The organism is Pedococcus bigeumensis (assembly GCF_039531795.1).
GTDB classification, from domain to species: Bacteria; Actinomycetota; Actinomycetes; order Actinomycetales; family Dermatophilaceae; genus Pedococcus; species Pedococcus bigeumensis.
In genome coordinates this window covers 57,858-82,114 of sequence record NZ_BAAAQS010000002.1, presented here as the reverse complement: position 1 = coordinate 82,114, position 24,257 = coordinate 57,858, and the positions used below count along the sequence as shown (strand labels likewise).

13 protein-coding genes are annotated in these 24,257 nt (G+C 71.9%); 4 read left to right on the top strand and 9 right to left on the bottom strand.

Annotated features, from left to right (window positions below):
- Positions 1–89: 89 nt before the first annotated feature.
- From ABD262_RS09715 to ABD262_RS09695, 5 genes are all read right to left on the bottom strand, one after another.
- Positions 90–962, bottom strand: a complete 873-nt coding sequence (locus tag ABD262_RS09715; protein WP_344134859.1) for a hypothetical protein — start codon at positions 960–962, stop codon at positions 90–92.
- A complete protein-coding gene (locus ABD262_RS09710; protein ID WP_344135354.1) occupies positions 962–2,059 on the bottom strand; it encodes a Gfo/Idh/MocA family protein in 1,098 nt (365 codons plus the stop codon). The genes ABD262_RS09715 and ABD262_RS09710 overlap by 1 nt, the downstream gene beginning before the upstream one ends.
- Positions 2,060–2,140: 81 nt before the next feature.
- Complete coding sequence (locus ABD262_RS09705) at positions 2,141–3,337, bottom strand: DUF1972 domain-containing protein (protein ID WP_344134856.1); 1,197 nt, start codon at positions 3,335–3,337, stop codon at positions 2,141–2,143.
- Positions 3,338–3,495: 158 nt separating this feature from the next.
- A complete protein-coding gene (locus ABD262_RS09700) occupies positions 3,496–4,284 on the bottom strand; it encodes a CDP-alcohol phosphatidyltransferase family protein (protein WP_344134853.1) in 789 nt (262 codons plus the stop codon).
- On the bottom strand, positions 4,284–4,700 hold the full coding sequence (locus ABD262_RS09695) for an FAD synthase family protein (protein ID WP_344134850.1): 417 nt from the start codon (positions 4,698–4,700) through the stop codon (positions 4,284–4,286). The genes ABD262_RS09700 and ABD262_RS09695 overlap by 1 nt, the downstream gene beginning before the upstream one ends.
- 257 nt (positions 4,701–4,957) lie before the next feature.
- Here ABD262_RS09695 and mfd point away from each other — a divergent pair, with 257 nt between their 5' ends.
- From mfd to ABD262_RS09680, 3 genes are read left to right on the top strand one after another with little or no spacing between them, the layout of a single operon-like run.
- Positions 4,958–8,551 carry a transcription-repair coupling factor gene (mfd, locus tag ABD262_RS09690; protein WP_344134847.1) on the top strand — a complete coding sequence of 1,198 codons (3,594 nt, stop codon included), beginning with the start codon at positions 4,958–4,960 and terminating at the stop codon, positions 8,549–8,551.
- Positions 8,548–9,198 carry a hypothetical protein gene (locus ABD262_RS09685; RefSeq protein WP_344134844.1) on the top strand — a complete coding sequence of 217 codons (651 nt, stop codon included), beginning with the start codon at positions 8,548–8,550 and terminating at the stop codon, positions 9,196–9,198. Before mfd ends, ABD262_RS09685 begins: the two co-directional genes overlap by 4 nt.
- A gap of 7 nt (positions 9,199–9,205) precedes the next feature.
- Positions 9,206–10,228, top strand: coding sequence for a nucleoside triphosphate pyrophosphohydrolase (locus tag ABD262_RS09680; RefSeq protein ID WP_344134841.1), 1,023 nt, complete (start codon positions 9,206–9,208; stop codon positions 10,226–10,228).
- Here the strand turns inward: ABD262_RS09680 and ABD262_RS09675 are convergent.
- From ABD262_RS09675 to ABD262_RS09660, 4 genes are all read right to left on the bottom strand, one after another.
- Positions 10,186–14,382 carry an nSTAND1 domain-containing NTPase gene (locus ABD262_RS09675; RefSeq protein ID WP_344134838.1) on the bottom strand — a complete coding sequence of 1,399 codons (4,197 nt, stop codon included), beginning with the start codon at positions 14,380–14,382 and terminating at the stop codon, positions 10,186–10,188. The two genes, ABD262_RS09680 and ABD262_RS09675, sit on opposite strands and share 43 nt — an antisense overlap.
- 102 nt (positions 14,383–14,484) lie before the next feature.
- Entirely contained in the window at positions 14,485–15,009 is a 525-nt protein-coding gene (locus ABD262_RS09670) for a 2'-5' RNA ligase family protein (RefSeq protein WP_344134835.1), read from the bottom strand.
- A gap of 75 nt (positions 15,010–15,084) precedes the next feature.
- Complete coding sequence (locus tag ABD262_RS09665; protein ID WP_344134832.1) at positions 15,085–19,314, bottom strand: nSTAND1 domain-containing NTPase; 4,230 nt, start codon at positions 19,312–19,314, stop codon at positions 15,085–15,087.
- A gap of 148 nt (positions 19,315–19,462) precedes the next feature.
- Complete coding sequence (locus ABD262_RS09660; protein ID WP_344134829.1) at positions 19,463–23,626, bottom strand: nSTAND1 domain-containing NTPase; 4,164 nt, start codon at positions 23,624–23,626, stop codon at positions 19,463–19,465.
- A gap of 151 nt (positions 23,627–23,777) precedes the next feature.
- Here ABD262_RS09660 and ABD262_RS09655 point away from each other — a divergent pair, with 151 nt between their 5' ends.
- On the top strand, positions 23,778–24,101 hold the full coding sequence (locus ABD262_RS09655; RefSeq protein ID WP_344134826.1) for a hypothetical protein: 324 nt from the start codon (positions 23,778–23,780) through the stop codon (positions 24,099–24,101).
- The last annotated feature ends 156 nt before the right edge of the window (positions 24,102–24,257 follow it).

The following is a 24,257-nucleotide window of genomic DNA, read 5'->3' as shown; positions in this document are numbered from 1 at the left end:
GTTCCTGCCATGGGTGCGTGGGTCGGTCATCGTGGTTCCATTCTGCGTTCCGGAAGTGGCCCAGCCACTCGTCCGAAAGGTGGAGAGCGTCACCGGGGGACCGGTGCCCAGCTCTTCTCGACCAGGGACCTCGTCGAGGCGATGTTGCGGCGGCTGGAAGCGCCGAAGACGATCGACTCGATGTTGGGCTGGGCGCACACCCAGTCGATCGCTTCCTCCGGAGGGATGGCCCCGGAGGCGAAGACCGACATGGCGATCGCGCGGAAGCGACGGTCGCGCAGGGCGTTCTCGTAGGCCTCGAGGCCACCGGGCATCCGGAAGCCGATCTTGTTGATGTTGGAGCACACGATCGGGTTGTCGATGCCGAGGCGCTCGAGGGTGTCGAGGAGGCGGGGCAGGTTCATCGTGATGAACCCGGGCTCGGCGTCGTACTGCCTGCGCACGTGGTCGGCGAAGATGACGAACGCCTCGTCGAAGCCCAGCCCCAGCAGCAGGTCGACGACGACGTTCTGGAGGAAGACCACCGGGGTCCGCAGCCCGCGGAACATCGACATCTCGGCGTCGATCAGCAGCCGGGTGATGCCATCGATGTCCTTGCTGGCCAACGACTTCGTGCCGGTCAGGGCCGCGCTGAACACGCTCTGGTCGGGCAGGAACCGTCGCAGGGCGCCCAGCGGCCCGTCCTCGGTCATCGCGTTGGCGTACTTGTGGGCGTAGGGCATGCAGGGGAAGAACTCCATGCGCGCGTAGCGGTCCTGGTCTGCGCGCACGAGGTCGCAGATCTCGGCGACCCGGTCGTGCGTAGTGCACATGAAGGTCGTGACGCCCTCGTCGTAGGCGGCGTCGAGGACCTGCATGATGGCGCCGAGGTCCTGGAAGCGCATCTGCTGGCTGCGCGCCTTCTCCTCGGACATGTGGTTGACGCCGAAGAACTGGTTGTCACCGAACAGGAGGCGGTCCATCAGGCAGCCCTCCCTCGCCAGAAGGCCAGTCTCCGGCGATGGCGCGGGGCCACCGTGGCGGTCGAGCCGGGGCGCTCCCGGGGGGAGCTGGTGCCCTGCGCGTCGGCCGAGATCATCGAGAGGATGCGGTCGGTGGCGGCGGCCGAGCTGAACACGTTGGGCCCCTCGGTCGCGCGGCTCGCGACCCGGTTGACGAAGGTGTCGGCCTGGGCGCTGTACTCCTCGCCGCGCAGGTAGAACCACGGCTGCTCGGTGAGGTCGGTCGTGTAGTGGACGTTCCAGCCGGCGCGGTAGCCCTCGGGGAGCGTCGCCGTGTCGCGCAGGTAGACCTGCACCTCCTGCCGGTCGGCGACCGCACGACCCGTGGTGCCCCAGACGCTGATCTTGGTCGACATCTTGCGCTGCGACTCGTCGGACCAGTTCACCGAGACCTGCGCGGTGACGTCGCCGGGGTACATCAGCGTCGACACGACCTCGTCGTCGGTCTCGGCGGAGAAGATCCGGTTGAGCCGGCTGCCCTCCACCCCGGTCGGCATGCCGAGGTACCACTGCACGAGGTCGATCGGGTGGGCTGCGTAGTCGTAGAGGCAGCCACCGCCGGACGACCGCCGGCTGCGCCAGGTGCCGCCCTTGGGCGCCAGGACGACCGGTCCGTAGGCCTCGGCAAGGACGTGCGTGACCTCGCCGAGGGCGCCGCCGTCGATGAGGCGCTTGAGCTCGGCGAAGGCCGCGACGAACCGGTTGTGGTAGCCGACCTGCGTGACGAGCCCGCGCTCACGGGCCAGGGCGGTGAGCGCCTGCCCGTCGGCGTCGTCGAGGGTGAACGGCTTCTCGCAGAACACGTGGACGCCGGCCTCGAGCGCCGTCCGCACCATGGGTGCGTGCAGGTGCGAGGGCGTGGCGATGACCACGGCGTCGAGCTGCTCCGCGGCCAACATCGCGCTGAGGTCCTTGTAGGTCCGCAGCCCCGTGTACTTGCTCAGGACGTCCAGGACGTACCCGGTCGAGTCGCACACGGCGACCAGGTCGACCTCCGGGTGCGCGCGGAAGATGGACAGGTGGGAGAGGCCCATCTTGCCGAGCCCTACGACCCCCATGGTGATCACGACGACTTACTCCGTATCTCTGGCCCCCATCCACCTCGTTGCCGGTCCGCGAGTGTGACCGACAGCGCCCCCTCAGGCGCGGTGCATGAGTCCTGCATGGAAGCGCGCGAGGACGGCTTCGTACTGGCCGGCCACGTGCTCCCACGTGAACTCTTCCGCATGCCGCACCCGGGCCGCGTCGTGCATTTGGTGGAGAACGTCGGTGTGGAGGACGTCGGTGTGACCGCCGTCAGCGTGCAGAACGTCCCCTGAGGGGAGCCCGGCGTGAGGGACGTCACGGGGAGCCAGCAGCTCGTCGAACTGCGCCGCCAGGTCCTGGGCGTTGGTGAAGTAACGCTGGCCCGGTCCGGCGACCCACCGGTTGTAGACGTTGTCGTGCGCGATGACCGGGTTGCCGGCCGCCATCGCCTCGACGAGCGAGGGGTTCGTGCCCCCCACGGTGTGGCCGTGCACGTAGGCGAGCGAGTGGAACCGCAACGCCTGTACGACCTCGGGGTCGTAGATCGCGCCCGGGAACACGACCTCGTCGCTCGCGGCCGCGAGCACCTGGCGGTGGTAGTCGTCCGTCGCGGCGTCGAGGTTGCCCAGCACCACGAGGGTCCGCTCCCGGGGCTTGGCCGAGAACGCCTCGACGATCTCGAGCAGGGAGTTCTCGGGGATGGGGCGACAGATCACGGTGAGGTAGCCACCCGGGGTGAGCCCCATCGCCTCGACCGGGCCGGGGGGCGCCTCGGTGACCGCGTGCGCGCCGTAGGTGATCATGCTGATCCGGCTCCGCCGGGCCCACCGGGCGAGGTAGCGCTCGATCTCTGGGTGGTCGGCGATCAGGTGGTGCCCGAACAGGCTGGCGAACCGCTCGTTGGCCAGCAGGATGGCCTGCCGCGGGATGCCCCACCGCCGCCGGGTCCACTCCATGCCGTCCATGTTGATGACGTTGGGGATCCGCTTGACCCGCTGGAGGATGTTGAAGACGCCGGTGTTGTAGCCGAAGGTGAGGCAGACGTCGTCGTGCTGGATGGCGTGCCGGATCGAGGTCCAGTCGAAGGCCGACGTGCCCAGCCAGCCCTCGCGGTGCTCCGGGATGGTGACGCGCTCGATGCCCCGCCAGGTGTCGTAGGTGATGGGACCCCTGCCCTCGGCCTGGCAGTAGACGACCACCCGCCAGCCCCGCTCGACGAGGAACAGCCCGATCTGCTCGGCTGCCGTCTCGAAACCCCCGTATGCCGCGGGCACACCGTGGGTGCCCAGGATCCGTACCGTCCGCGTCATGCGTCCTGCCCCCCGTCGTCAACGTCCCGGTGTGGCCCCACGAGCCGGCCCCGGCGCGCCCCGGGCGTCCCTGCGCCGGCCGCGGGCCGCGCCGAGGCAACCCTAGAGGGCGCGCCGGCCACCCGGCATACCAGTCGTGCCACTGCGACCAGGCTCGCTCAGGCCACGCGGGACAGGTCGCGGTACCACTTGCCGAACGCCGCGACGAGCAGGACCACGCCCATCAGGGCGAGCGCGGAGTAGGCCCAGATGAAGGCCTGGTGGAAGCCGAACAGGACGAACGTCACGCAGAGCAGGCCGTAGTCGAGGGGCAGGACGAGCAGCGAGGCGAGCACCGGCGGTCGCCCGTCGTCCGTGGCGGGTGGCGCGCTCACCGGCGGGGCCTCCGCGACCGGGTCAGCCGAGGCGGCCCCGACGGCCGCCGAGGCCCGCAGCTGGTCGGTGAGGATCTTGCCGAAGAAGAACGCGGACGCCTGGATCCCGAACGCGATGGGGACGAGCAGCAGCGCGTCGGAGACCTCGTAGGAGCGGTACCAGGCGATCAGGACCGCCGCGTGCAGCGACCCGATCTTGAGGCAGTCGACGACGTGGTCGAGCCACTCACCGGTGCGGCTGCCGCCACCCTGCATGCGCGCGACCTGGCCGTCGGCCGAGTCGAGGGCGTAGGCCAGGGCCAGGAGGAAGGCGACCAGGAAGCCGACCGGCACGGTGGCCGGTGCGATCGCCAGGACCGCGATGCCGACCAGGCTGGTGAAGCCGGACAGCAGGGTGACCTGGTTGGGCGACAACCCGATGCGGAAGGCGAGGATGGCCAGCTGGCGGCCGGCGGGGCGGTTGATCCACCGCGAGTAGCCGGGCGCCCCGCGGTTGGACTTTCCGGCACCGGCGGACAGGGCCCGGGCCTGGGCCATGCGGCGGACAGGGGGGCTGAGGGTCTCGTCGGACATCAGGACGCGAACTGCTCCAGGGCGGCACGCAACAGCGTGCTGGACGTGTGCATCGTGTAGGGGAAGTAGGCGACCTCGACCCCCACGGTGGCGAGGTCACGCTCGAGCCGCTCGCCCTTGGGGGTGCCTCGCCAGTCGTCGCCCTTGAAGATGACGTCGAACGGGTGGTCGCGCCACACGTCGAGCTTGCTCGGCTGGTGCTCGACGATGACCTCGTCGACCAGGGTGATGTGCTCCAGGATGGACACCCGCTCGGCGAGGGGGATCACCGGCATCTTGGACTTGGCGCGGTAGGCGTTCTCGTCGGTGACCACCCCGGCGATCAGCCAGTCGCACTGCTCGCGGGCGCTGCGCAGGATGTTGAGGTGCCCGATGTGGAAGAGATCGAAGACCCCGGGAACGTAGCCCCGAACCATCGTTTCGCCTCCTCCGGGACCCGGCGCCCCTTCGCCCGGCCTCACAAGCTCTCGCATTCCTGGTTCCCCCTACAGCTGTTTCTTACGTTGTCGTATGCAGTTACCCAAGTTTGTTGGACGGCGACCCCCGGCGACTCATGCAAACGACTGACGACGGGTCACCCCGTATGCGGGGTTAGGGTGGACTCCCACCCCACCAGCCGTTCGCTGTGGGGCGTTTGTGCTGTCTGCACCCGGTCCGTCACAGGAGCTCCGTCATGACCCTCGCCCCGCTGCTCGACCTGCTGGGCACCGATCCCGCGGTCGCCCGTGCCCTCGCGGTGGCGCGGGCCGGGGAGCCGGTCGCCGACCTCGCCGTGCCGGCGGGCGCCCGACCGGCGCTGCTCGCCGCCCTGGCCCGCGAGAGTGGTCGTCCGATCCTCGCCGTCACCGCCACCACCCGGGAGGCCGAGGACCTCGTCGCCGCCCTCGGCTGCTTCCTCGACCCCGACCGGGTGGCCGACTTCCCGGCCTGGGAGACGCTCCCGCACGAGCGCCTCAGCCCCCGCAGCGACACGGTCGGCAAACGGCTCGCCGTGCTCCGTCGGCTCAAGCACCCCGATCCCACCGACCCCACCTACGGCCCGCTCGACGTCGTGGTGGCGCCGGTGCGCGCCGTGCTGCAGCCGGTGGCCCAGGGGCTCGGCGACCTCGCGCCGGTGGCGCTGAAGGCCGGGGACGACGCTCCGCTGGAGCGGGTCGTCGAAGACCTCGCGGCCGCGGCATACGCCCGCACCGACCTGGTCGAACGGCGTGGTGAGTTCGCCGTGCGAGGCGGCATCCTCGACGTCTTCCCGCCCACCGAGGACCACCCGGTGCGCGTGGAGTTCTGGGGCGACACGGTCGAGGAGATCCGCTGGTTCAAGGTCGCCGACCAGCGCAGCCTCGAGGTCGCCGAGCACGGCCTGTGGGCCCCGCCGTGCCGGGAGGTGCTGCTCACCGAGTCGGTGCGCTCCCGCGCCGCCGCCCTGGTCGACCAGCTCCCGGGTGCGGTCGACCTGCTCTCCAAGCTGGCCGAGGGGATCGCCGTCGAGGGGATGGAGTCGTTGGCGCCGGCCCTCGTCGACGGCATGGAGAGCGTCCTCGACACCATGCGCGACGGCACCGCCGTCGTGCTGTGCGACCCCGAGCGCGTCCGCACCCGCGCCCATGACCTCGTCGCCACCAGCCAGGAGTTCCTGGAGGCCGGCTGGGCCAACGCCGCCGTCGGCAACAGCGTGCCGATCGACCTCCAGGGCATCCTCGGCACCGCCTCGTTCTGGAGCCTCGCCGACCTGCGAGCCCACGCCGCGCAGTCGGGTATGCCGTGGTGGGACCTCGGGCCGTTCGTGGCCGACGAGGAGCTGGCCGATGGCGACTCGGTCGTCGTCAACACCGGTCTGGAGGAGGCACCGCGCTACCGCGGCAGCACCCCCGACGCCGTGGGCGACCTGCAGGGCTGGGTGGCCGACGGGTGGCGGGTGGTCGTCGTGACCGAGGGCCCCGGTTTGGCCCGACGCGTGGCCGAGGTGCTCGCGGGGGAGTCCGTGGCAGCCCGGCTGGACGCCGACCTCACCGACCTCACCGACGGTGTCGTGCACCTGACCACGGGCACGGTCGGCAGCGGGTTCCTCGCTCCCGCAAGCAAGTTCGCGCTCATCACCGAGACCGACCTGACCGGCACCCCGGGCCAGGGTGGCTCGACCAAGGACATGCGCAAGATGCCCTCGCGGCGGCGCAACCAGGTCGACCCGCTCCAGCTCAAGCCAGGCGACTTCGTGGTCCACGAGCAGCACGGTGTGGGCAAGTTCGTCGAGATGGTGCAGCGCACGGTCGGTGGCGCGACGCGCGAGTACCTCGTCATCGAGTACGCGCCGGGCAAGCGTGGCCAACCGGGTGACCGCCTGTTCGTCCCGACCGACCAGCTCGACCAGGTCACCCGCTACGTCGGGGGCGAGATGCCGGCCCTCAACAAGATGGGTGGCAGCGACTGGGCGAAGACCAAGGGACGGGCGCGCAAGTACGTCAAGCAGATCGCCGCCGAGCTGATCCAGCTCTACTCGGCGCGGATGGCCACGGCTGGCCATGCCTTCGCGCCGGACACCCCGTGGCAGCGCGAGCTCGAGGACGCCTTCTCCTACGTCGAGACCCCCGACCAGCTCAGCTCCATCGACGAGGTCAAGGCCGACATGGAGCGCACGGTGCCGATGGACCGGCTCATCTGCGGCGACGTCGGCTACGGCAAGACGGAGATCGCGGTCCGGGCCGCCTTCAAGGCGATCCAGGACGGCAAGCAGGTGGCCGTGCTGGTGCCGACCACGCTGCTCGTCCAGCAGCACCTGCAGACCTTCACCGAGCGCTACCAGCAGTTCCCGGTGACCGTGCGGGCCCTGTCACGGTTCCAGAGCGACAAGGAGGCGCGCGAGACCATCGAGGGGCTGGCCGACGGCAGCGTCGACCTCGTCATCGGCACCCACCGGCTCCTGGGCGGCTCGATCCGCTACAAGGACCTCGGGCTGGTCGTCATCGACGAGGAGCAGCGGTTCGGGGTCGAGCACAAGGAACAGCTCAAGACCCTGCGCACCGCCGTCGACGTGCTGGCCATGTCGGCGACGCCGATCCCGCGCACGCTCGAGATGGCCGTGACCGGCATCCGTGAGATGTCCACTCTCGCAACGCCTCCCGAGGAGCGGCACCCGGTGCTGACCTACGTCGGCGCCTACGACGAGAAGCAGATCGTCGCCGCCATCCGGCGCGAGCTGCTGCGCGAGGGGCAGGTCTTCCTGGTCCACAACAAGGTGTCGAGCATCGAGCGCGCCGCAAGCCGGATCCGTGAGCTCGTGCCCGAGGCCCGCGTGGCGACCGCCCACGGCAAGATGGGCGAGCACAAGCTCGAGCAGGTCGTGGTCGACTTCTGGGACAAGAAGTTCGACGTCCTCGTCTGCACGACGATCGTCGAGACCGGTCTCGACATCTCCAACGCCAACACGCTGATCGTCGAGCGCTCCGACGTGCTGGGCCTCTCGCAGCTGCACCAGCTGCGAGGTCGGGTGGGGCGTGGGCGTGAGCGGGCCTACTGCTACTTCCTCTACCCGCCCGAGAAGCCGATGACCGAGACCGCCCACGACCGGCTCCAGACCATGGCCAGCCACACCGACCTCGGCAGCGGCATCCAGATCGCCATGAAGGACCTCGAGATCCGCGGGGCGGGCAACCTGCTCGGCGGCGAGCAGTCCGGCCACATCGCCGGGGTCGGCTTCGACCTCTACGTGCGGCTCGTCGGTGAGGCGGTGGCGGACTTCCGTGGCGACGAGGCCCCTCCGGGGGAGATCAAGATCGAGCTGCCGGTCGACGCCCACCTGCCCCACGAGTACGTGCCGGGGGAGCGGCTGCGGCTCGAGGCCTACAAGAAGCTCGCCAGCGTGGTCGACGAGCCGGCCCTGGCCGAGATCGAGGCCGAGCTGGTCGACCGCTACGGCCCGCTGCCCGAGCCGGTCCGCAACCTCATGGAGGTCGCGCGGCTGCGCACCGTGGCCAGGCAGGCGTCGGTGGCCGACATCTCCGTGCAGGGCAGCTTCGTGCGGTTCGGGCCGGTCGACCTCCCCGAGTCCGCGCAGCTCCGGCTGCAGCGGCTCTACCCGAAGTCGATCGTCAAGGACGCGCTGCATACCATTCTGGTGCCGAAGCCGATGACGGCTCGGGTGGGTGGCCAACCGCTGCGCGACACGGCAGTCTTGCAGTGGGCCACCGACCTCATCCGGTCCGTCCTGCTGGGCAGCGTCGCCGACGCCGCCCGGGTGGGCACCCGTCAGGGTGCGGACTCGGCTCGATGAGCGTGGAGCCGAGCGTGGCGCCGAGCGTGGAGATGACCAAGGTGGCGACGAGCACGGTGGAGACGACCAAGGTGGAGACGAGCAAGATGAGAGGGCTGTACATGACGAAGGGCCATCCCGTGAAGGCATTCAGCGTCCTGCGTGGGGCCGTCGTGGCAGCCGGCGTCGCCGGAGTCCTGGCCGTGTCCGGCTGCGCCACCGCCGACACCGCCGCCGTCGTCAACGGCCACCGGATCACCGAGCAGGAGGTCCAGGAGGCCACCAGCCAGATCACCAAGGCCTACCCTGACTCCTCGCTCAACACGGCCAACGCGCTGTCGAGCCTGGTGATGGCCGGCTTCATCAACCAGATCGCCGACGAGTCGGGCAAGGGCCTGTCCGACAGCGCCGCCAAGGCCGCCGTCACCGAGATCGAGGACCCCAGCCCGGCGACCCTCGAGCTGGTGAAGTCGAGCCTCGCCTCGCAGCAGCTGAACACCATCGAGCAGGGGCACGTCGTGGCGCTGGCCAAGAAGGCCAAGGTCACGATGAACCCGCGCTACGGCACCTTCGATGCCAAGGCCGTCCGGTTCGACGTCAGCCAGCCCAACTGGATCAAGGCCGAGCCCGCGCCTGCCGAGCCGGCTCCCACCACCCCCGCGGGCTGAGCCACCGGTGACGGGACGGCTGACCCTGCTGGTCGGCAGCCCTCGCATCGCGCCCGGGCTGTTCACCCGCACCGCCTGGCAGACCCTCGACGCCGCCGACGCGATCCTGGCCCGCGACGGGTCCGAACCGCTCGCCGACGCCCTGACGGAGTCGGGTGTGCCGGTGGGTCACCTCGGCGAGCTCACCCCACCGTCGCTGGCCCGCACGCTGATGGACCGGGCGGCCGAGGGCGACGTCGTGTGGGTGTCGTCGGCCGACGGTGACCCGGGGCTCACCGACGCCATCGCGTCGGAGGTCTCGCGCCTGGGGGCGCCCCCCGAGGTCGAGGTCCTCGTCGCCTCGTGGGACGTCCCCGGCTCGCGGCTGCTCGACCTGGTGGCGGTGATGGACCGGCTGCGTTCTCCGGGCGGGTGTCCCTGGGACGCCGAGCAGACCCACGAGACCCTGGTGAAGTACCTCATCGAGGAGAGCCACGAGGCCGCCGAGGCGATCGAGTCGGGCGACCGCGACCACATCCGCGAGGAGCTCGGTGACGTGCTCCTCCAGGTGGTCTTCCAGGCCCGCGTGGCCCAGGAGCACGCCACCGAGCCGTTCGACGTCGACGACGTCGCCGGCGCCATCATCGAGAAGCTGGTCCGCAGGCACCCGCACGTCTTCGCCGACGGCGACGCCTCCACTCCGGCGGAGGTGGAGCGCGCCTGGGAGCAGATCAAGGCCGCCGAGCGAGCGGCCAAGACACCGCACGGCGGGGGCGAGGACGGCCACCCGGGCCTGCTGCACGGCATACCGAGGTCGTTGCCCAGCCTGCTCGCCGCCGAGAAGGTGCTGGCCCGCTACGACCGCACCGGTGGCGACCTCGCCACGGTGGCGGCGGGGGACGACGACCTGGGCATGGCCATCGTGGCGCTCGCGGCCCGGGCGCGCGAGCGTGGTGAGTCCGCAGAGGCCTTGGTGCGGCTGGCCCTGGCCCGGCTGGACGCGGCGGCTCAGGACGAGCAGACCGACCGGAAGGGCCGTTCCGGCAGGTAGTTGTGCCACTCCTCGGCGGTGAGCGGCCGCCCCGCCAGCCGGCAGGCGGCCGCGACCCAGGTGCGGACGTCGAGGTCCCAGGTGAGGATCGAACCCTTCTGGCCGGCGTAGACCAGACGCTTGTCGTCGGCCGAGAAGGCCGGCGCCCCCTCGTAGTCGACGATCACCGTGCCGAGGTAGGTGCCCGTGCGGGCGTCCCACCGGCTCATCCGGTTCTCGTTGACGCTCGCGACCAGGGACCCGTCCGCGCTGAATGCCGAGACCCAGCCCATCAGCCCGGCCTGGGCCGCGTCCGGCCGCGAGATCCACTTCATGGTCCCTGCGTCGAGCAGGCCGACCCCGCTGGTGCCGGTGTCGACGAGCAGCCGGCGGCCGTCGGGTGAGGCGGACACGTTCGACACCCGGAAGCCGAGGGCGGGCATCGGCCGGACCGTCCCGGCGACGTAGTCGACGATCTTGTCGTACAGGTACACGGTGTGGCCGTCTCCGCTGATGCTGAAGTTGTCGACCTCCTTCGGGCTGGGCTTGTCCTTGGTCGGTGCGTACACCTGGATCGGTGCACGAGCAGGGACCAGGGTCCGGGCGTCGAGCACGTGGAGCCGGCCTTCCGTGCTGCCTACCAGCAGGTACTTGCCATCGGGCGTGAAGAAGGCGATGGCCGCCCCTTCGCTGGACGGGCGAGGAGCCAGGCGATGCTCGGCGATCTGTCGTCCCGTGGTGCTGTCCCACGTGGCGACGATGGGGTCCCCGGAGGTGATGTTGAGCGTCGTGCTGTCCGGGTGCCAGGCGATGTCCAGGTACCGCCCCTGTTCTATGTGGGGGGCCACCACCGGTCCGAGCTTCCCGGTGGCGACGTCGCGCACCCGGAACTGCGGCGTCAGCGCGACGTAGCCGATCTTCCGACCGTCGGGAGAGATCCTGACCCCCGACTCCTTCCAACCGAGGGGGTCGACGTGCCGGGAGCGCAGGAACTGGCGGTCACCGGAGAGGTCCCACTCCTGCACCAGGCCGGCAAACGTGCGGGTGTAGAGCGTCGCGCCGTCCGCGCTGAAGCTCGGGTAATCGGGCGTGCCGTCCTGGGCCAGGATCTCGACCGGGTCTGGCCCGGAGATGTCCCACACCGTCAGCCGCCCGCCGCTGGCCGCGACCTTGGTGCCGTCCCGGGAGAACGCCAGACCCGAGGTCCGACCCTGACCGGAGAGGTAGGTCCGAGGACTCAGCGTCCTGGTGTCCACGAGCACGGCCTCCGTCCCGGCGCCGAGGGCCAGCGTCCGGCCGTCCGGGCTCAGCACCAGGAGGTCGTCGAGCTGCCGGACGCCCAGGTCCTTGGCCGTGAGGACGCGTCGGGTCTTGCCGCTGGGGAGGTCCGTGACCCGCACGCCCGCACCCTCGGTGCCGACCGTGTAGAGGGTGTGGCCGTCCGGGCTGACGGTCGGCGCGCGCAGGTCACCGAGCGGCAGCGCCGCCACTGGCCGCTGGGGCGACCTCAGGTCCCAGACGACGGTCAGGCGGGCGTCCTTGTCGTCCAGTCCCCACAGCGCGACACCGAGCCACCGGCTGTTGGGGCTGAACTGCATGTTGTGGCGGTTCGCCGGCCCGAATCCCTCGTTGTCGAAGACGAAGTACCTGCGCGGGAACCCACCGAGCTGGACCGCCGACCTCGCTCCCGAGGGGTCCAGCAAGACGACCGGCGGCTCGACCCCGTGCTCGACCAGGTCGCTCGCCGCCGACATCGCGTAGTGCCGGCCGTCCGGGCTGGCGAAGATCGAGCCCGCGGACAGCTTCTTCGGCAGCGCCACCCGGTGCAGGGTCCGGCCGTCGTAGAGGTCGACACCGGCGCCGAGCCCCTCCACGGCCGCCACCTGCCCGGTCGCCGGGTTGACCGCGATGCTCACGATCGACCCAGGGCTCCGGGCGCTGGTCACCAGCGCCGGGGCGCGGCCCAGGGTTGCCAACAGGGAGTTCCGGGTGTCCACCGAGTCATCCAGCGAGACGCCGGCCGCGGCGAGCAGCAGGGATCGGTCGAGCGCCTCGGACCGCAGCGCCTCGGCCCCGAGCCGGCGCGCATCGGACTTCAGCGCCTGCTCGTCAGCCCGGTCGGCGGCCGCCTTGGCGACCGTCCCGGCGACGATCGCGACAGCCAGGAGCAGTGCCACCGCCCCGAGCCCAGCGCGCAGCCGCTGGTTCGAGCGGCGCTCGCGCCGGACCTGCTCCTCGGTGGCCCGCTGTTCGGTCTCCGCCAGAGCGGCTCCTGCGGCCAGGAAGTCGCGCTCCACCGGCGTGAGGAACGGGTCGGCGCGGTCGCGCCACTCCGCCGCCCTGGCCTGCCGCACGCCGCGGTAGAGCTCGCTGTCCGGACGGCCCAGGTCGTCCCAGCTGGTCGCCGCCACGGAGAGGTGCCGCATGATGCGCAGTCCGTCGACGTCGTCGTCCAGCCACGAACGCAGACGCGGCCAGGCCACGACCAGTGCCTCGTGGGCGATCTCCACGGTGTCGCCGTCAGTGCTGAGCAGGCGCGCCCCGACGAGCCGCTCGATCAGCAGGCTGTGGTCCTCGTCGGTGGCCACCGTGCGACGGGGGATCCGCTGCCGGACCGGCTCGCCGAGGTCGTCGGGGGCCACGAGCCGCACCATGAGGTCGCGCAGCACCTCCTGCTGGCCGGGCGGGAGCTCGCGGAACAGCCCCTCGGCGGACTGCGAGATCGCCTCGCGGACCCCTCCCGTCGCGGTGTAGCCGGCGACGGTGAGGGTGCTCCCCTCGCGTCGTCTCCAGGTCTGGCGCAGGACGTGCGACAGGAGGGGGAGGGCGGCCGGTGCGCCCTGGACCTCGCGCACGAGCAGGTCGACCAGGCCGGGCTCGAGGCGCAGACCGGCCTGGGTCGCGGGGCCCTCGATCGCCCGCCGCAGGTCGGGGCCGGTCATGGCGCCGAGCAGGTAGAGCCCGGACTCGACGACGCGGGCGAACTCGGGGTGGGCGGAGAGCTCGCCGAGACGATCCGCCCGCACCGTGATCACCAGGTCGCCGCGGCCGCTCGTCACGAAGGCCACGAGCCGGTCGAAGAACTCGGTGCGCTCCGTCGAGTCGGGGTCGAGGGCGAGGGCTTCTTCGCACTGGTCGACCACGAGGACATCGGTCGCGCGGGGGTTGGCGGCCGAGAGGGCATCGGACGGCTGGGTGCCCGGCGTGATGACCTTGACCCGGCGCCCGTCCCTCTCCAGGGCAGCCCCGACGCCGGCCCGAGCCAGCGACGACTTGCCGTATCCGGACGGTCCGACCACGGCCAGGACGTGGCCCTGGTCGAGTCGCCGCAAGCACGCGGCGACATCGGCTTCGCGGCCGAAGAACGCCTGGGCCTCGGCGATCCCGTAGGCGACCAGACCGAGGTAGGGGCACTCGACGCTGGGTGGGGGGAGGACGGTCTGGGCCACGAGCGACGGGTCCTGGCGCAGGATCGCCTGCTCCAGCTGGGCCAGCTCGGGCCCGGGGTCGAGCCCCAGCTCGTGGGCGAGGGTCAGCTTGCCGCGGTGCAGCGTCTGGAGGGCATCGCCCTGCCGTCCGGCCTGGTACTGCGCCAGTGCCAACAGGCCCCAGCGGCGCTCGCGAGTCGGCTGCTCGGCGACCATCCGCAAGGCGTCACCGAGGACCTCCTGGTAGCGACCGGACCGCAGGGCGGCTTCGGCGTGGAGGTCCTCGGCGTCGCGCCGCAGCTCGACCAGCCGCTCCGCCTCGACCCGCGCTGGGCCCCAGTCAGCCAGGTCGACCAGCGGATCACCTCGCCACAGCTCGCGGGCCTGGCCGGTGACGTAGAGGGCACGCTCGGGCTCGTCGTTCGCCAACAGCTCGCGGGCCCGGGTCAGCAGGTGCTCGAAGTGGAGGTGGTCCACCTCGTCGTGGTGCAGGTCCAGGCGGTAACCGTGCGCTGTGGTCTGGATCGCCTCGGCGCCCAAGGCCTTGCGGATCCGCACGATGCAACCTTGAACGACCTTCTGCCACGTCCCGGGCAGGTCCTCGCCCCAGAGCGCCTCCGCAAGGGCCTCCGCACTGAGCTCCGTGCCGGGGCGGGTGGCGAGGGCCTCCAGGACGACGCGATCGCGCGGGCCGAGGGTCGTCCGTCCGTCGTTGACCTGCAGTGATCCCAGCAGCGCAATGCGCATGCTTCGACAGTGATCCTCGCCCGTGACGGCGTCAACAGGCCTGACACCGGACTGACACCGGACTGACACCGGCACCGCACGGCAGTGACACCGAGACGGGTCTCACGGCAGGTTGACGAGGGGCCAGCGCCGGCCGGTGCCGCTGTCGATGAGGGCGGCACTGACGGCAGTGCCCTCCAGGGGCAGGACGTCGAAGGCGCGCACCGCTGCCGTGGCCAGCAGGTCCTGGTGGGTCCCCGTGGTGAGGCTGCAGTGCGGGATCCACCGGCCGGGGCGGTAGTGCCAGTGCAGGTCCGCACCAGTGCCGGTGACCGCGTCGACCACGGCCTGCTGCCGCATGAGCAGCGGCTGGGTGGCCGGCAGCAGCAGAGCGGCCCGGCCACGGGGGAACAGGCCGACGGCGTTGAACCGCACCTCCAGCGCAGGGCCGCCCACCAGCCCCTCGACGGCCGTGGCGACCACCTCGGCGTCGAAGCTGCGCAACACGGCATACGAGAGGTGCGGCACGTGGCGCCGGTGGGTGTGGCTCAGCAACGTCCCGATGCCGGCCTCCTCGAGGGCCGCCCACAGCCGGCGGACGGCCCGGTCGGTCTCCGGGTCGAAGAGCAGGCAGACGGCAAGCGCCACACGGGCATTCTGCCCCCAGGGCATCGCACCCGCTCCGTCACCGTCGGGGCACTCCGTGCGGGGATGCGCAGGGGTTCAGGACGCGCAGACCGGCTCGAACGGACGGTCGGGCAGGTAGTTGTGCCACTCCTGCTCGGTCAGGGGACGGCCAGCTCGCCGACAGGCTGCTGCCACCCACGAGCGGGGGTCGAGGTCCCAGGTGAGGACGGAATCGTCGGCGGCGACGAGGAGCCGCTGGTCATCCGGCGAGAAGGCCGGGTCGCCTCCGGGGACTGCCGTGGTGGTGCCCCGAAGATCACCAGTGCGCCCGTCCCAGTAGGTCACCCGGCCGTCCTCGTTGACACTGGCCACCAAGGTCCCGTCGTCGCTCCACGTGGTCGAGAAGTATCCAACGAGCCCGGCCTGGGCGGCACTGGGCCGGGAGATCCAGCGCATGGTGGTCGCGTCGAGGAGCCCGGTACCGGTGGGGCCGGTGCCGACGATGAGGCGCTTCCCGTCGGGCGACGGGTAGAGGTCCACGACCGGGAAGCCGAGGTCCGGCATGGGTCGGACGGTCCCCGCGACGTAGTCCACGATCGCGTCGTTGAGGTATGCCGTGTGGCCGTCGCCGCTCGCGACGAAGCTCCAGACGTCGTCCGCCTCAGGCTCGCCGGCCTTCACCTCGTGCACCTGGATCGGCTGACGGGCGGGGACCAGGGTGCGGGCGTCGAGGACGTGGATCCGACCCTCGGTGGTGCCGACGAGCAGGTACTTCCCGTCGCGGCTGAAGTAGGAGGCGGCAGCGGACTCGTCGGAGGCGGCGGGGGCGATTCTCCGGGCAGCCAGCTCCCGGGCGGTGGTGGCGTCCCAGGTCCGGACCCACGGGTCTCCCGACGTCATGCTGACGATGGTGCTGTCCGGGTGCCACGCGACATCGTTGTAGCTCCCCTGTGCCATGGCCTTCGGTGCGACCTCCGGACCGAGCCGGCCGGTGGCGACGTCGCGGATGCGGAGCTTGGGTCCGTTGGCCACGTAGGCGACCTTCGACCGATCCGGGGAGAACTTGGGCCAGTAGTCCGGCCAGTCCAGGTGCTGACCACGCCGGGCGGGGAGGAACCGTCGGTCGCCGCTGAGGTCCCACGCCTGGACCAGACCGGCGACGGTCTTCGTGTAGAGCGTCCTCCCGTCGCGGCTGAACGCCGGGTCCTCGACCTCTCCGACCTGGCTGAGGACCACGACCGGGTCGTCGGCGCTGAGGTCCCACACTGTCAGGCGGTCGCCGCTCGCGGCCAGTTGGGTGCCGTCCGCCGAGAACGCCAGTGCCTGCGTCGCGCCCTGTCCGGAGAGATGCGCGCGCGGCTTCAGCGTGGCGGTGTCCACCAGGACGACCTCGACGCCGGCCCCGACGGCGAGGGTGCGCCCGTCCGGGCTCTGTGCCAGCACGTCGTCGAGCTGGCGAACGGCGAGGTCGGCGGGGTCCAGGGCGCGACGCGTCGTACCGGTGGGGAGGTTGGTGACGAGCAGCTGGCCCTTGCCACCGGGCACGAGGTCCAGGCCGTAGGCACCTGAGTAGAGCGTGCGCCCGTCGGGGCTGATGGTGGCAGCGCTGCCGACCCACCCGAGCTCGAGCCTGGCCGCCGGTCGTTCCGGGGAGTGGAGGTCCCAGACGAACGTCAGCGTCTTGCCGTCCTCCGGCATGCGGACCAGGGACGTGGCAAACCAGCGGCTGGTCGGGGAGAAGCCGAGGTACCAGCGGCGGGGGAAACCCAGGTCGAGGACCTGGTAGCGCGGCGGGAGACCCCCGAGCTGGACGGCAGACCTGGCGCCGGTCCGGTCCAGCAGCAGGATGGGCGGCTGACCGCCCTCCACCAGGTCGCCCGCGATCGAGATGGCATAACCCTGGCCGTCCGGCCTGGCGACGACGGTGCCGCCGACGAGCTTCTTCGGCGCAGGCAGGGGGCCGAGGGTCCGTCCGTCGTAGAGCTCGAGCCCGACGCCGTCCGCGGCCATGACCGCCACCTGGTCCGTCGCGGGGTTGGTCGCCAGGTGGTAGATCCGGCCGGCGCTCCGGGCGCTCCCGATGAGGGCCGGGGTCCGGTCGAGGGTCGCCAACAGGCTCGTCCGCGTGTCCAGCGAGTCGTCCAGCCCCACCCCTGCGGCAGCCAGCAGCAGCGAACGGTCGGTCTCGGTGGCGCGTAGCGCCTCGGATCCGAGCCGACGGGCGTCCGCGGCGCGCGCCTGCCCAGATGCTGTCGCCGCAAGACGGTCGGCCTGCTCGCGAGCGGCGAGCGCCACGGCGCCGGCGATGATCGCGACGGCGAGCAGGGCGGCGACTGCTGCGAGCCCACCCCGGAGGCGCTGGTTCAGTCGGCGTTCCCGTCGCACCTGCGCCTCGGTCGCGCGCTCCTCCTTGTCGGCCAGGAGGGCCGACTCGTGCAGGAAGTCGCGTTCGGTGTCGGTCAGGGAGGCGTTGGTCCGCTGGTGCCACTCGGCCGCCCGCGCCTGGCGCACGCCGCGGTACAGCTCGCTGTCGGGGCGGCCGAGCTCGTCCCAGCTCTCGGCCGCGACCGTGAGGTGGCGCAGCGTGCGCAGCCCGTCGACGTCCTCGTCCAGCCACGACCGCAGTCGCGGCCACGCCACCGCGAGTGACTCGTGCGCGATCTCGACGGTGTCGCCGTCGCTGGCCAGCAGCCGAGCCGCGACCAGCCGCTCGACGAGCTCGAGGTGGGCCTCGTCCCCGGTGACCGACCGCCGCGGGACCCGCGTGCGCACCGGGTCGCCGCCCTCGTCCGGCGTGACCAGCCTCAGCATCAGGTCGCGGAGCATCGCCTGGTGTTCGTGGTCCAGCGCGCGGAACACCCCTTCGGCGGACTGCGCCACCGCCTCGCGGACGCCACCGGTGGCGGCATACCCCTCGACGGTGAGGGTGCCGCCCTCCCGGTGGCGCCAGGTCTGGCGCAGCACGTGGGAGAGCAGCGGGAGGGCAGCGGGCTCCCCGGCCACCTCGCGCACGAGGAGGTCGACCAGCCCTGGCTCGAGCCGCAGGCCCGCCTGCGCGGCCGGGCCCTCGATCGCCCGTCGCAGGTCCGGTTCGGTCATCGGGCCCAGGAGGTAGAGGCCTCTCTCCACGAGCCGTGCGAACTCGGGGTGCGGAGCCAGCTCCCCGAGCCGGTCCGCACGCAGGGTGACCACCAGGGGATGCTGCGGGGCGAGCTCGACCAGCGTCGCGAGGAACTCGGTCCGCTCCGCAGACGCCTCGTCGACCGCGAGGGCCTCCTCACACTGGTCGACGACGAGCACCGTGCCAGGACGCGCCGCAAGGCGGCCGAGGGCCGTCATCGGACGACTGCCCGGCGTGAGCACGTGGACGACCCGGCCGTCGCGCTCGAGGGCGGCTGCGATGCCGGCTCGGGCGACGGAGGACTTGCCGGAGCCCGACGGTCCCACCACCGCGAGCACCCCGGCCTGGTCGAGGCGGCGCAGGCAGGCTGCGGTCACCTCGTCCCGGCCGAAGAAGGCCGGTGCGTCGGCGACGTCGTAGGCCACCAGCCCCAGGTAGGGGCAGGCCGACGTCGTCCCGGCGGTGGCTGCGGCCACGGCGAGCGAGGGGTCCTGGTTGAGGATGGCTCGCTCCAGCGTCACGAGCTCGTCGCCGGGGTCCAGCCCGAGCTCGTCGACCAGCACCCGCCGCGCCTGCTGCAGGGTGTGCAGGGCGTCGCCCTGACGTCCGCCCTGGTACTGCGCGAGGGCGAGCAGTCCCCACCGTCGCTCGCGCATCGGCTCCTCGTGGACGAGCTGCAGCGCGGGCGCGATGGCCTCGCGGTGGTGCCCGGCCAGCAGCTGCACCTCGGTGAGCAGGTCCTCCGCGTCGTGCCGCAGCTCCACCAGCCGCTCGGCCTCCGCCCGACCGGGCGCCCAGTCGACCAGCTCAGCCAGTGGCTCGCCCCGCCAGAGCTCGAGGGCCTCACGCAGCAGGTATGCCGCGCGGTCGGGTTCTCCGCTCGCCTGCAGCCGGCGGGCCCGCGCCAGGAGGTGCTCGAAGCGCAGGTGGTCGAGGTGGTCCCGGTGGACCTGGAGCCGGTAGCCCTGCGTCGAGGTCTCGATGGCGTCCGCGCCGAGCGCCTTGCGCAGCCGGACGACACAGCCCTGCACGACCTTGGTCCACGAGGTCGGTGGGTCATCGCCCCACAGGGCCTCGGCAAGGGCGTCGGGGCTGACCGGCATCCCGTGGCGCACGGCGAGGGCCTGCAGCACGACCCGGTCACGGAGGCCGAGGGCGGACTCCGTCCCGTCGAGCTCCAAGGGTCCCAGGACGCCGATACCCATACGACTGACGGTCGACCTGTGCGGGTTCGCCGTCAACTCCCGTGTTACCGCCGTGATACCGCCCTGCTCGTGGGGCCGAAACCGGCTGGTCGCAACGGATCTGGGGCGATCCTCGCGAATCGCCCAGGCCGCACGAACCGCAAGAGGCTCAGCAGACCTTGCGGCGTTCCCGGTCGGGGAGGTACTTGCGCCATTCGTCGTCGCTGAGCTCACGCCCCGCGATCCGGCAAGCAGCCCTCCGGGCGGCCTCGGGCCCGGGGTCCCAGGTCGAGATCCGCCCGGTCGACGACACGAGCGTGATGGTCGAGCCGTCCGCCCTGAACGCCGCGGCCGCGAGCCCTTCGGACCGCAACGACCCCACCAGGCCGCTGCGCCGGTCGTAGACCCGCACCTGTTCGTCCCCGACGGTCGTGAACCGGCTGCCATCTGGGGAGTAGGTCGGGAAGTCACCGCCGGCCTGGGGCCCGACCACTGACCAGATCGGGGCCAGGGTGGCCGCGTCGAGCGCGGCCGTCGCCCCGAAGAAGGCCTGCGCAGGGGCGACACCAGTGGCGGCGATGGTCCGGCCGTCCGGTGACCAGGTGAGACCCACGGCCACGAAACCGAGGTCGGCCCTGCGCTGCACCTCGCCGGAGTGGAGGTCCAGGAGGACGATCTGCTCGCCTGTGGTCGCGAGGGCGTGCCGACCGTCCCTGGCCACGGCCACCGCACCGGCCGGCTTCTGCGTGCTGATGCGGATGTCCGGGCCCGATGCCCGACCGCCCACTCCGAACGTCCTCACCCAGCCGTTCCTGGTGCCAACTACCAGGCTGGAGCCATCGGCGCCGAAGGCAGCCGCGAAGACGCCGTCTCCGGGCACCCGGTGCTCCTCGAGCAGGTTTCCTCCGTCGCGGGCCCACACCCTGACCCACTCGTCATCGAGCAGCGTGGCCACCGCCCGGCTGTCCGGTCGCCACGCCAGACCGACGTACCACCCCTCCGTCTGCCTGGTGGGAGTCGCCGGAGCCAGGGTGCCGGCCGGCACGTCGCGGAGCTGGAGCGAGTCCCCTCGTGCGGTGCGCACGAAGTGGGCGACCGTCCGGCCGTCGGGTGACGCGGCTGCGACGAGGGGCTCACCGGCGAGGTCGTGCTCCACCGAGGCGCGCACGGGGACGTATCGGCGGTCACCCTCGAGGTCCCAGGCCAGCAGGAGCCCGTCCGCGCGCCCGCCATAGAGCGTCGTCCCGCTCCGTCCGAAGACCAGCGACGCCGCTGCTGTCTGGTCGCCTGTCGGGTAGCGCACCCCCGGGAGGTCGGGCGCGCCCAGGGTGCGCACGACCGTCGTGCCGTCGACGACGTAGGCCACCCGTTTTCCCTCGGGGTCGAAGGCGATCGGGTGGTCGATCTGTCCGTCCTCGCGCAGGGTGGACACCGTGGTGAGCCGCGCAGGGTCGAGGACCCGGATCTGGTTGCCGTCGCGAATCGCCAGCAGCGACCCGTCCTGGCTCGACGCGAACCCCTCCGGCCGCTCGGCCCGGACGGAAGCCAGCTCTCGTCCCGACGAGGACTCGAAGACATGGGCAGCGTCGTCGGAGGTGACGAGGACCCGTCGACCGTCGGCACTGACCACGGGCGGGGTGCCGAGGACGAACGGGACGGAGAACGCGGCGACCGGTGTGCTGAGGTGCGCTGTCTCCCACACCCGGAAGACCGTCCTGCCATCCGCCTCGCGAGGGTGGATGAAGCCAGCGGCAAGCCACTTTCCGTTGGCGCTGTAGGCAAAGCTCTCGTGGAGCACTCGCCCCGCCGGCATGTCACCGAGCTGGGTCGGCAACAGCTTGGCCGTCCGCGGGTCCAACAGGCGCAAGGGAATGGCATGCACGGGTCGTGCTCCCGTGGGAGTCCAGGGATTGGCGCTGGCCGCGAGCTGGGTGCCGTCAGGGCTGAAGCGGACCGACCGGGTGGTGACCTCGTCGTTGCGGGCCACCTCGGCCAGCGTGGTCGCGTCGCGGATCGTCACTCCCCCCAACGGGTCGGCAGCCGCGATGGTCGTGCCGTCCGGGTGCAGGGACAGCGAGATGAACCCACCCTTGTTCCGGGCGGCGCCGATCAGCTGGGGTGCCCGGTCGAGCACCTGCGCCAGTGCGAACCGGGTGTCGGCGGAGTCGTCCAGGTCAGTGCTGGCCGTGGCGAGCAGCAGCGAGCGGTCGATCTCGGTGGATCGAAGCGCTTCCGCACTGAGCCGACGGGCGTCGGCCACCAGCGACTGTCGGTCGGCGCGGTCGGCAGAGGTCTTGGCCAGCGCCCCCGCGACGATCGACACCGCGAGCAGCACCGCGACCGCGGCGAGCCCCGTCCTGAGCCGCTGGTTCGAGCGACGTTCCCTACGGACCTGCTCCTCAGTGGCCCGCTGTTCGGACTCGGCCAGCTCGGCCGAGGTGTCGAGGAAGGCTCGTTCCGCGGGGGTGAGCTCGGGATCGTGGCTGCGCCGCCACTCGGCGGCCCGGGCCTGCCGGACCCCGCGGTAGAGCTCGCTGTCGGGCCGTCCCAGCTCGTCCCAGCTCTCGGCGGCCACGGTGAGGTGCCGCATGGTCCGGAGCCCGTCGACGTCGTCGTCCAACCACGAGCGCAGCCGGGGCCAGGCGACCGCCAGGGACTCGTGCGCGATCTCCACCGTGTCGCCGTCGCTGCTCACGAGGCGGGCCCCGACGAGCGCCTCGACGACGGCGGTGTGCTCGTCGTCCGACGTGAGGGCGCGTCGCGACACCCGCGTGCGCACGGGCTCACCCGCGTCGTCCGACGAGACCAGGCGCACCATCAGGTCACGGAGCATGCCCTGCTGGCTGGGGCTCAGCCCGCGGTAGAGCCGCTCGGCGGACTGGGCGACCGCTTCGCGCACTCCGCCTGTCGCGGCATACCCCTCGACGGTGAGGGTGTCGCCCTCGCGGCGACGCCACGTCTGGCGCAACACGTGGGACAGCAGGGGCAACGCTCCTGGCGAGCCCTCGACGTCCCGCACGAGGAGGTCGACCAGCCCGGGCTCGAGCCGCAGCCCGGCCTGCGCCGCGGGACCCTCGATGGCGCTGCGCAGCTCGGCCGGACCCATCGCGCCGAGGAGGTAGAGCCCCTTCTCGACCAGGTGGGCGAACTCGGGGTGGACGGCGAGCTCGCCGAGACGGTCGGCGCGCAGCGAGAGGACCAGCCGACCCCGGGCCGCGAACCGGACCAGTCCGGCGAAGAACGCCTCCCGCTCCGGGGAGCTCTCCGGGAGGGCCAGGGCCTCCTCGCACTGGTCGATGACGAACACCCCGTCGTCGCCGGGTGGCGCCTGCGACGGCACCTCCTCCGGATGGGCCCCGGGGGTCACGACCCGCACCGCCCGGCCGTCGCGCGCCAGTGCGGCGGCGACGCCTGCGCGGACGAGCGAGGACTTGCCGCACCCCGACGGTCCGACCACGGCGAGGACGCCGGCCTCGTCGAGGCGGTCCAGGCAGGCGGCGACGTCCGCTTCGCGGCCGAAGTATGCCGGTGCGTCACCGACGTCGTAGGCGACCAGTCCGAGGTAGGGACAGATCGCGTCCGTCGCGGGCGCGGCCCCCAGCGTGACGAGCGCGGGGTCCTGACGAAGGATCGCCTCCTCGAGCTCAGCGAGCTGGGGTCCGGGGTCGAGCCCGAAGTCGTTGACCAGGGTGGCCCGGGCGCGCTGGAGCGTGCCGAGGGCCTCCGCCTGACGGCCCGCCTGGTACTGCGCGAGGGCCAGCAGCCCCCAGCGGCGTTCGCGGGTGGGCTGTTGGGCCACCATGCGGTGGAGCTCGCCGAGCACGTCGCGGTGCCGCCCGGCGCGGATGGCCGACTCGGCATACAGGTCCTCTGCATCGCGGCGGCGCTCGCCGAGCCGCTCCGACTCGATCCGCCCGGCCTCCCACTCGGTCAGCCGCTCCAGCGGGTCGCCGCGCCACAGGCCGAGCGCCTGCCCACTGGCGTAGCGCGCCCGCTCCGGCTCACCGGTCGCGAGCAGCTCGCCGGCCCGACGCAGCAGGTCCTCGAAGCAGAGGTGGTCGAAGTCGTCGCGGTGGAGCACGAGTCGGTAGCCCGCGCTGGAGGTCGTGATCGCAGCGGACCCGAGCACCTTGCGCAGACGGGAGACACAGCCCTGGACGACCTTGGGCCAGGACGGGGGCAGGTGCTCACCCCAGAGGGCCTCCGCGATCGCTTCGGCCCGCACGGTGTCACCGGGGCGGGCGGCCAGTGCCTCGAGGACCACCTGGTCCCGCGGCGCCAGCAGGATCCGTCCCTCGTCGACCTCGAGGGGGCCCAGCACGGCGATGCGCACACCTCGAATGTGACCCTCCGCCGGCACCCCGTCAACGGCCCTGATACCCGGCTGATACCCGCTCGGCGCTGTCCCGGTACCGGTCGGTGCGACAACGGTCGTGGACAACCCGTCCGGCACCAACCACCAGCTCGAGCAAAGGACCAGGACCATGTCGCACACCACCACCATCCGCCGGTCGGCCACCATCCTCGGAGCCACCGGACTCGTCGCCCTCTCGATGGCCGGACCGGCCAGCGCCCGTCAGGTCCCGGGGAACGGTGACTGGGCGGACCAGCACTGCTCGGTCAACTGCTACGAGGGTCCGTCGTCGGGCGGCGGCCGGCCGACCCTGACCAACCCGACCGACGACAACGGGGTCGAGGTGCTCCAGCTGGGCGCCGGACTGCTCGCCGGTCTCGCCCTCGCCGGTGCGGGTGCCGCGGCGTTCTCGCGCCGCACCCACAGCCAGGCCCACGGCCACGCCACCGCGTAGGCCCCCACGACCCGCCTGACGGGGGCCACGGGTCCGGTGCACCGCTGGTGCATCGGACCCGTGTTGGCGCCCGGAGGCCGAGGGAAGTGGTGGTGCGTCGATCTTCTGCCCTGAACCTCTTGTTTTGGAATTCCAAGTGCCTTTAGAGTTCCAAGC